Below are 9,395 nucleotides of genomic sequence, written 5' to 3' on the forward strand. Positions count from 1 at the left end.
TGTATGAAAATTTGTCATTATCAAAATTCACGTATGAAAAAAATCTATGCAGTTCTTATCTGCTTTCTGCTGCTGTTATGGACCCATGCCGCGATGGCGCAGCAGCAGACAGTTACCGGCAGGGTAACGGACGACAAAGGCCTGTCGGTGCCCGGTGTATCTGTATTTGCCAGGGTTACCGGCAAAGGAACTGTCACCAATGCCGAAGGAGCCTTCACTATCGTTGTAGCTCCCGGCGAAAAAATGCTCATAGTTACCGCCCTCGGATACACGCAGCAGGAGGCGCCGCTCACTGGTAGCCCACTGCACATTGTATTACAGCCCTCCTCCAAAGAGCTTGGAGAAGTGGTGGTAGTAGGATACGGCACCCAGAAGGTTACTAAGGTATCCGGCGCCATCTCCACCGTGAAGGGCGCCGATATAGAAAAGCTGAGACCCGTGAGAGCTGAGGAAGCCCTTCAGGGGCGTGCCTCTGGTGTCAATGTGATCCAGAGCGGATCTCCCGGATCCAAGCCAACCGTACTGGTAAGGGGTATTCCTTCCTTCAGCGGCACTGACCCTGTTGTGATCATAGATGGTATTCCACAAACCCTCGATGATCTTAACGCTATCAACTCCGCCGATATTGAATCGATTAACGTATTGAAAGATGCCGCTACCACCGCCATCTATGGCGTTAAGGGTGGCAACGGCGTTATTCTCGTAACCACCCGCACTGGCCGTAAGAACCAGCGCACCGAAATTTCCGTAAATGCCAACTACGGTGTACAGGAAGTGCTGAAGACCATCGGTGTGCTCAACGCACGGGAATATGCGGGTATCATTAATGAAGGCAGCGTTGCGGCTGGCGGTAATATCATATTCCCCGACATCAACAAATTCGGGGATGGTTCCAACTGGCAGAAAGAGATCTTTCATAAAGCGCCGATGCAAAGCTATAATGTGAGTGCAAGAGGTGGCGGTGAAAGGATGACCTACTTCGTGTCTGGCGGTTACCTTGGCCAGGATGGTATTGTAGGCGGCGGAGAGAAATCCAACTTCAACAGAATCAACGGTACCGCCAACCTCATCTTCGATCTTACCTCCCGCCTGAAATTCATCGTTAATACCAGCTTCGTTAATATCAAAAACAAAGACATTGCGGAGAACGCCTTCAACTCCATCATCGGTAGTGCACTCAACTTTGACCCTACTGTGCCGGTATATAATGATGTACCCAATACTGTTGGCAAATACGGCTTCAGCAATCTGCTGCTGTCTGAAATCTTCAACCCGCTCACCAAACTGGACAATACCTATAACACTTCCAACGGCAACAAACTGTATGGAAAAATGGAATTGCAGTATGATGTGCTGAAGGATCTGAAGCTCACCGGCCGCTTCGGCTATACCCGCTGGGATATGACCAGCAAAAGCTTTAACCCGCTGGTGTTTTATGGTCCACTGAATGTGGAAAACACTATGAATGCAGACGGTACCGCCGTGTCTATCCAAAATGGACTGGGTCAGATCTCCTCGCAGAAACACAATAGCGTAAGTCAGACCAAGCGCAGCGACTACAGCTATACCGGCGAAGTGTTTGCGAATTACAACTTCAGCTTCAACCGCAGTCATAATTTTGAAACGGTGGCTGGCTTCTCCCTCTCCCGCAGCGGCTACGATGGTATCACTGTATCCCGCCAGGATGTACCGTTCAACTCCTGGGCCTTTGCAGACCTCAGCGCTGCCACCGGTGAAAACAATGCGGGACTCATCTACTTCCGTGACACAGTGATTAATGGTGAGAGCGTGAAAGTACGCGACCAACGCGGCGACGTTGCGCCACGGCTGGACGCCCGCACCAGCAGCAATGAGCGCGGCTTCCGTAAAAATCTGTCTTACTTCGGCAGGGTGAACTACGACTATAAAGAAAAGTATCTTGCCTCTTTCACCTTCCGGCGTGATGGTTCCTACGCTTTCGGCGCCAACAACAAATTCGCCAACTTCTTTTCCGGATCATTGGGATGGGTGGCCTCCAATGAAGGCTTCTTCCATTCCGGCTTCATCAGCTACCTGAAGATCAGGGGCAGCTACGGCAGTATCGGCAACGAGAACGTAACGCCACAGTTCAGGATGATTGCCGTAGGCGGCCCCAATTACTCGGATGGTAACAATAACGGTTATACGTTTGGTAATACCTTCCTTCCCGGTTCTACCCTGGCGTCTTACGACAATCAAGCCCTGGCCTGGGAAAAACAGTTACAGGCCAACGCCGGCTTCGACATTACCTTCTACAATAATAAATTCTCTTTCAGCGGCGATTACTTCCGCAAAGATGTAAAAGGTCTGCTGTTCTATCCTTCCGCTTCCGATTACCTGGGCACCGCGCCGGCGCCTTTTGCCAACATTGGCTCCACCAAGAGCAGTGGCATAGACATGACGCTCTCTTACAACGACAAGGTAGCACGTAACCTATCTATCAACACGTCACTCACCTTTACCACAGCGAAAAACGAAGTAACTGCTACGAACACAGACAACTCTGCCATTATTGAAGGCGGCAGCTACTTCAACGGTCAATCGCAGAATGTGACACGCTTTGAAAAAGGATACACGCCCGGTTACTTCTACGGATACAAGACAGCGGGACTGTTCCAGACCACCGAAGAGATCAGCAAGGCGCCCAGGCAGGATGGCGCGCAACCCGGCGATATCCGCTTCGTGGATATAAACGGCGACGGTGTCATTAACGATAAAGACAAAACCAAGATAGGCGACCCCTTCCCGAAATTCACGATGGGGTGGAATGTATCCCTCTCCTGGAAAAGTCTGGACCTTAACGTATTTACTTACGCATCCGTAGGTAATGATGTATACAGTGCTTATGAAAGAAACGCCAACTTCACCAACAAGTACCGGGGCGTACTGGACAGATGGACGGGCCCTGGTTCTACCAGCGATGCACGTAACCCGCGCTACTCCTTCACAGACGCCAACAGCAACATCAGGGTATCAGACAGATATGTGGAAGACGGCTCTTTTGTGAAGATCAAAAATATACAGCTGGGATACACGCTGCCTGCGGGCTTCCTGAAACGTACGGGATTCAGGCAGGTGCGTATCTACGCGCAGGCGAAAAATGCCTTCACCATCACAAAATATTCCGGGTATGATCCTGAAGTGGCCGGAGGTATTATGAACACAGGCGTTGACCGCGGTGCATATCCGCAGGCAAGAACCTGGTCACTGGGCATTGATTTCAAACTGTAACGTCTACCTAAAAAAACAAACATGAAACGCATTATACAATTATCCACCCTGCTCGCCCTCATCATCACGGTGGCTTCCTGCAAGAAGTGGGTGGACTACGATCCGCATGACGACTATAAAGTAACCGATCTCGATTACTTCAAATCGGAAGACGATTACCGCACCATGGTGGTGAGCGTCTATTCGCCGCTGCAGTGGCTGAACCAGGCCGTACCTATCGGCGATATCGCTTCAGACAATGCCGTAACCGGCGGAGAAAATGCCTCCGATGTGCTGGGATTGCAGCAGATAGACGATTATACCCACACTGCCAACAATGATTATCTCCGGGAGATATGGCGTTCTGCCTACGAAGGTATCAACAGGGCGAATTACATGCATCAGTATAAAGACAAAAATCCGGCAGGTAACGTCATCAGTTTTGCAGGTAAAGATGCCCTGTATGGCGAAGTATATTTCCTGCGTGCTTATTATTATTTCGTACTGGTCAGATTTTTTGGCGATGTGCCTCTTTTTGCAGACAGGAGATTGACGCTGACTGATTCGAGAACATTGAAACGTTCTCCCAAAGCGGATGTATATAAACAGATAGAAACCGATCTGAATACGGCCATTGCTGCATTGCCCGCCATCAATGCCCAGCCTGGCCGCATCACCAGGTATGCAGCGCAGGCATTGCTGGGAAAAGTTATGTTGTATGAAGAGAAGTTTGATGCAGCTGCCGCCATGCTGGAAAATGTCATTGCCGGACCATTTACGCTGGTAAAAAACTTCGGCGACATTTTCCTGCAGGCTGGTGAAAACGGTTCTGAATCTGTGTTTGAAATCCAGTACTCTAACCTCTCTCCGTATTATAATTGGGGAGCGGCTACCCGCGGGCAAGGCAACTATGCCGTGCAGCAGTGTGGTATCCGCGGGCTCAACGGTGGTAGTCCCTATGCATCCGGATGGAGTACCAATCTCCCCACCCAGAATCTTGCACAGGCCTATACTAACGGCGACCAGCGCAAAGATGTGACTGTACTCGACATTGAAGCATATAAGGCTGCCAATCCACAGTTCAATATTACTTACCAGGTAGCACCCTATAAAAACACTGGCTTGTACAACCAGAAGTACCTGCCACGTAAGGGCGAAACTTCCGGTCAACCGGAACTGAATTACCTCAATAACTACAGGACCATCCGTTTTGCAGAAGTGTTGCTGATGGCAGCTGAAGCCTATAACCGCAGCAGTGCACCCAACGACAACAAAGCACAGGAATACCTGAACCGTGTGCGTCGCCGTGCTTTCAATGACAATCTCCATGATATAATTACCACCGGTACAGCATTGCGCCAGGCTATCTGGGATGAACGCCGGCTGGAACTGGCTATGGAAGGCGACCGTTTCTTTGACCTTGTGAGAACAGGAAGGGCTGCCGCTGTGATCACCGGTTTCAAAACCGGCAAACATGAACTGTTTCCTATTCCGCAACAGGAAGTACAGGTATCAGGTCTGACACAAAATCCAGGTTATTAATTTCAACAACATTAATCATTGTCCCATGAACCGCTTTTTATCAGCTATACTTTTGCTCCTCTGCAGCTGCGGGAAAAATAACAGCGAACTGGGCGATCTTATACCGCCTGCACAGCCTGTGCTCAATATCGCCGTTGCTGGCAAAGACGCCACCCATCCTGAGGGTGATGGCTCCGGCGCTGTTGCCGTTACAATCAACTCCGCACATGCGTTTAATTACAGAATAGAATTTGGTGACGGACAAACCGCCTCCGTTTCTACCAACAATACTTTCACACACCTGTACAAACATACAGGTGTGAGACGTTTCACTATAACTGCCACAGCTTCGGGGAGAGCCGGTGTTTCGAGCACCGGCACCGCCGAAGTATCGGTGTACCGAAAGTTTGAGCCGAATCCTGAACTGGTGGCTATGCTTACCGGCAATGGCACCAGGAAATGGCGTGTGGATAAAGACGCACCGGGACATCTCGGCGTATCAGATATTTCTGTGTTCACGCCGGCCTGGTGGTCAGCAGCCCCTAATGATAAAGACGGGCTGGGTATTTACGACGACGTATATACGTTTACAAAAGATGGTAATGTCTTCACCCATCAGACCAATAACAGCCTGTTCGGGAAAAAAGAATACCTTAAGGACTTTGATCCATCGCTTACCGGCGAGGGCGACTACACGCTTACCGGTACTGCTGCGGCTGATTATACTGAGACCTTCGGCTATGATGGCAACGACAAAGACGAGTTCATTGTCTTCTCCCGCAAAGGTCACCTGGGTATGTATTTCGGTGTACACCGCTACCAGATACTGGAAAGAACAGACAAACAGATGACGCTCCGCTGCGAACAGGCGCCAGGAGCGTGGTACGTTAAAATAATTGCTATTCAATAATTGTGTTTCATGAGATTTACAACTGTCATACTTCTAACGTTGCTCACCAGCATGACCAGCTGTGGCAAAAGCAACAATAAACCAACAGACAAGGCGCCTTCCGGCCTGGTGGTGAAAGCCACCGTCAGTGAAGACGGCAGCGGCGTGGTGCTCTTCAGCGCCACTGCCAGCAACGCCGTATCATATGAATACGACTTCGGCAACGGTAGTTACCAGACTGTTGCCTCCGGTAATGTGAACTATACCTACACGTTACCCGGCAACAACACGTACACCGTGAAAGTAACAGCGACCAGCGCCGGCGGGCAAACGGCCAGCGCCTCCATACAAGTAACGGTTGATCTTTCGCTGAAGCTCTATTGGTCTGATGAGTTCTCTGTCAACGGTCAGCCAGACGCCTCCAAGTGGGGCTACGACACCGGCACCGGCAACAATGGATGGGGCAATGCCGAAGCACAGTACTATACCAACAGGCCGGAAAATGTGATGGTAGCCGATGGTAAACTGAAGATCACCGCCATCCGGGAAAACTATAACGGCAGCGCCTATACGTCTACCCGTCTGCTCACCAAAGATAAGTTTGACTTTAAGTACGGCAGAATAGAAGTAAGCGCCAAACTGCCCACCGGTGGTGGTACCTGGCCAGCTATCTGGATGCTGGGCAGCAATATCAGCTCTGCCGGATGGCCTGCCAGCGGAGAGATAGACATCATGGAGCATAAAGGCAACGAACCAGGGAAAATCTATGGCACACTGCATTATCCTGGACATTCCGGCGCCGGCGGAGAAGGATCACAGGTGATGATCAAAGATGTTTCAACAACGTTCCATAAATATGTTGCGGAATGGTCGCCTGCGGACATCAGGTTTTATGTAGATGGCAGGTTGTACTATACTTTCAGCAACAACAGCAGCACTCCCTTCAATCAAAGTTTCTTTGTACTACTTAACTTCGCTATGGGCGGATATTTTGGCGGAAGCATAGACCCCACCTTTACATCTTCCACTTTTGAAGTGGACTATGTAAGGGTGTATAAATAGCAGCCTGTTTAACATGTAATGAACACAAAGCGGATGGTCCCGAACCGGCCATCCGCTTTTATTTTCCATCTGCACAAATCATCTTTCCGTCCGCACAATTACCGGTGTTGTCAACTCTCCGGCTCCGGCTTACTATTGCTGCATAATTTTATCAAAACATTCTCCATGAAAGCGAGTACGGAAAGGAAGATCATCCGGTGGGTACATATCCTGCTGAGCATACCGCTGATCGGATACATCTACGGACCTGTGGCCAGTATACCACGGGCAGCATTTGCCACCAAATTCATTTTTGTTCCGGTGATTGTACTGAGCGGCCTGTGGCTGTGGAAAGGACAGACGTTGAAAAAGAAGTGGCGTAAACCAGATCACGGAAGCAGCCGTAAGACCGCTCCCGTGATATAAAACAGTTAGCTGTATACGTTACAGCTCTGCGAGATACTTATGCACGAGGCTGATGCTCATGGAGCCTTCTCCCACTGCGGAGGCCACCCGGCTCATAGCGCCAGAGCGCACATCACCGGCTGCAAAGATGCCAGGGCAACTGGTTTCCAGCACATAAGGCTCACGCGGCATCTTCCATAATTTATTAAAATGCTCCATAGACTTCATCTCACGACCCGTTTGCACGAAACCTTTTTCATCCTTGATGATGAGATCTCCGAGCCAGTCAGTATAAGGTTTTGCGCCAATGAAGATATAGAGCGCATCTGCAGGCATCTCTGTCGTTTCGCTGGTATCTACCCTGCGCAGGCAGATCCTTTCCAGCTTCTCATTGCCAGAAGCCCCATTAACTTCACTCATCGGCACCAGGTTAATATTAGATGTAGCACTGATCTGATCGATAAGATAAGCCGACATAGTAGCGCTAAGATCTTCTCTGCGTATCACGATGTTCACCTGCTTCGCGAATTTGGAAAGATACATTGCCGCCTGGCCTGCTGAATTACCACCCCCCAAGATGTACACAATGCGGTCTTTACAGGAAGCGGCTTCCGTATTGGCAGCACCATAGTATATACCGGCGCCGGTGAATTTATCGATGCCTTCTGTTTCCAGTTTGCGGTAGTCGACACCGGTTGTAATCACCACCGCACGCGTATTGATCTCTGTACCATTTTCAAGGCATACGATCTTATAGTTGGACTTCAGCTTTATCTGCTTCACTTCCTGCGGCGAGAGAAACTCTGCACCGAAGCGCGTCGCCTGCGTGATGGCACGGCGTGTAAGCTCTGCGCCACTAAGGCCGGTTGGAAAGCCGAGGTAATTTTCTATGCGCGAGCTGGTACCTGCCTGTCCGCCCGGAGCATGGCGTTCTATCAGCAATGTCCGCAATCCTTCAGAAGCGCCGTACACAGCGGCCGCGAGGCCGGCGGGTCCTGCGCCGATGATCACCACATCATAGATCTCACTTTTCACCGTAGGGTTCAGTCCTATCCTCGATGCAATATCCATGATAGCGGGTGACTTCATCACTTGTCCGTCTTCAAAAATAACTACGGGCAAGTCTACTATTTCCAGTTGATTGTGCTGCATCAGTTGTTTTCCTTCTTCTGCATTTACATCCACCGACAAATAGTGAATCAGGTTACTCGCCAGGAATTCCTTAATGTGATATGCATCTGAAGAGAAAGGATAGCCCAGTACTTTGATACCTGTAAAGTCAGGATGGAAGCCACCCTGCCAGTCGTCAAGCAACTCGTTCAGCACGGGGTACAACCTTTCTTCCGGTGGGTCCCAGGGCTTGGTGAGATAATAGTCCAGTCTTATTTCATTGATCGCTTTAATGGCAGCATTTGTATCTGAGTAAGCGGTGAGCAGTACCCTTTTAGCATCAGGAAAAATCTCCAGGGCTTTCTGCAGGAAGTCTACGCCTTCCATTTCGGGCATGCGCTGATCAGATACGAAAGCGGCAATGCGTTCTCCTCTGTTCTTCAGTTCCACAAGACTGGTGAGCGCCTCCTGCGCAGAGATTGTGCTGAGGATGCGGTAGTCCTTTCTGTAGTAGGTTTTCAGATCGCGGGTGATAGCATTCAACACCTGGCGATCATCATCAATGGCAAATATTATTGGTAAAGACATAAGTTGAAAATACAGTTATGAGTTTTGCGGGAACGAAACACTGAATGATGTTTTTCCGGGAACAGAAGATAGTTTGACGCTACCTCTGTGAAAGCGGACAATCTGCGACACTACATCCAGTCCCAGGCCGGTGCCTTTGCCTATTTCCTTGGTGGTAAAGAACGGTTCGAATACGCGCGATTGTATCTCCTGCGGAACACCAGGTCCGTTGTCGGTGATGATTACTTCCACGCAGCCGCCATCTTTTTGTGTGGTAATCTTTATCTGCGGTTTATCTTTTCCGCTGAGCGCATCTATGGCGTTGTCCAGCAGGTTGGTCCATATCTGGTTCAGTTGTCCCGGCAGCGCTTTTATCTTAGGCAGACTGGTGTCATATTCTTCCAGCACTTCTACACCAGACTTCTTGAGTTTGTGTGTTAGTACGGTAAGTGAATCGCGTATACCCTGGTGTATGTTGATGAATTGCTTGTCCATACCCTGATCCATGTAAGTGAAGTTCTTCATGGCGGAGACGAGGCCCGCGATCTTCTTTACGGAAGATTGTATTTCTTCCACCACCTTATCGGCCACCAGCATATTTTTCAGCCATTCAAACACAACTGGCAGCTGTTCT

7 protein-coding genes are annotated in these 9,395 nt (G+C 49.7%); 5 read left to right on the forward strand and 2 right to left on the reverse strand.

The window, feature by feature from the left end:
* Positions 1–33: 33 nt before the first annotated feature.
* The 5 genes from VM802_RS19510 to VM802_RS19530 all read left to right on the forward strand — a co-directional run bounded on the left by VM802_RS19510 (position 34) and on the right by VM802_RS19530 (position 7,105).
* Positions 34–3,249, forward strand: coding sequence for a SusC/RagA family TonB-linked outer membrane protein (locus VM802_RS19510; RefSeq protein WP_325533633.1), 3,216 nt, complete (start codon positions 34–36; stop codon positions 3,247–3,249).
* Positions 3,250–3,270: 21 nt separating this feature from the next.
* Positions 3,271–4,770 (forward strand): RagB/SusD family nutrient uptake outer membrane protein, encoded by a 1,500-nt coding sequence (locus VM802_RS19515; protein WP_325533635.1) that lies wholly within the window; start codon positions 3,271–3,273, stop codon positions 4,768–4,770.
* A gap of 25 nt (positions 4,771–4,795) precedes the next feature.
* On the forward strand, positions 4,796–5,659 hold the full coding sequence (locus VM802_RS19520; protein ID WP_325533637.1) for a PKD domain-containing protein: 864 nt from the start codon (positions 4,796–4,798) through the stop codon (positions 5,657–5,659).
* Positions 5,660–5,668: 9 nt separating this feature from the next.
* Positions 5,669–6,700 (forward strand): family 16 glycosylhydrolase, encoded by a 1,032-nt coding sequence (locus VM802_RS19525; protein ID WP_325533638.1) that lies wholly within the window; start codon positions 5,669–5,671, stop codon positions 6,698–6,700.
* A gap of 165 nt (positions 6,701–6,865) precedes the next feature.
* Entirely contained in the window at positions 6,866–7,105 is a 240-nt protein-coding gene (locus tag VM802_RS19530; protein WP_325533640.1) for a hypothetical protein, read from the forward strand.
* Between the two features lie 18 nt (positions 7,106–7,123).
* On the opposite strand, the gene VM802_RS19535 is transcribed toward VM802_RS19530, so the two are convergent.
* Positions 7,124–8,782 (reverse strand): NAD(P)/FAD-dependent oxidoreductase, encoded by a 1,659-nt coding sequence (locus VM802_RS19535; protein ID WP_325533642.1) that lies wholly within the window; start codon positions 8,780–8,782, stop codon positions 7,124–7,126.
* Positions 8,783–8,797: 15 nt separating this feature from the next.
* Positions 8,798–9,395: sensor histidine kinase (locus VM802_RS19540; RefSeq protein ID WP_325533644.1), on the reverse strand; the 598-nt coding region annotated here is incomplete at its 5' end.

The organism is Chitinophaga sp., from assembly GCF_035538455.1.
Lineage (GTDB): Bacteria > Bacteroidota > Bacteroidia > Chitinophagales > Chitinophagaceae > Chitinophaga.